Genomic DNA, 764 nt, shown 5'->3' with positions numbered 1-764 from the left:
AACCTTTTGGAGCCAGCCGTCTAAGGTGGGACAGATGATTAGGGTGAAGTCGTAACAAGGTAGCCGTAGGAGAACCTGCGGCTGGATCACCTCCTTTCTAAGGAATATACGGAGGCTACACATACTTTGTTGAAACAATGGTCAGTTTTGAGGGGTCTACCCTCAAACTTGTTCTTTGAAAACTAGATACTATCAATTATTTTCCTTTAATTATTAAGATAATTAAACCGAGAACACCGCGTTTATTTTGAGTTTTTTAATTAGTTTAAATCGCTAATACTCGATTAATCGTTTATCACGTCGTGATAAATAGGTTAAGTTATGAAGGGCGCATGGTGAATGCCTTGGTACTAGGAGCCGATGAAGGACGGGACTAACACCGATATGCTTCGGGGAGCTGTACGTAAGCTTTGATCCGGAGATTTCCGAATGGGGAAACCCAATCATCTTTACCGATGATTACAACTTGACGAATACATACTCAAGTTGTGGCAGACGTGGGGAAGTGAAACATCTCAGTACCCACAGGAAGAGAAAGCAAATTCGATTCCCTAAGTAGCGGCGAGCGAACGGGGAACAGCCCAAACCAATGTGCTTGCACATTGGGGTTGTAGGACTGAACATTTGAGTTACCAAAGTCAATGATAATCGAAGTGTCTGGGAAGGCACGGCAGAGAGGGTGATACCCCCGTAGATGAAATCGTTGACCCTCAGTTCAGGATCCTGAGTACGGCCAGACACGTGAAACCTGGTCGGAATCCGGG

The 764-nt window shown here is 44.9% G+C and carries 2 rRNA genes (1 of these 2 only partly in view); both read left to right on the top strand.

Annotated elements, in window-relative coordinates:
• Positions 1–97 (top strand): 16S ribosomal RNA (locus ACYVJ4_RS18830); the annotation flags it as partial.
• A 215-nt stretch (positions 98–312) separates the two neighbouring features.
• Positions 313–764: ribosomal RNA gene (locus ACYVJ4_RS18825) — 23S ribosomal RNA — on the top strand (its annotated part continues 605 nt past the right edge of the window); the annotation flags it as partial.

Source organism: Angustibacter peucedani (assembly GCF_054779595.1).
This window is presented reverse-complemented; position numbering and strand designations above follow the sequence as displayed.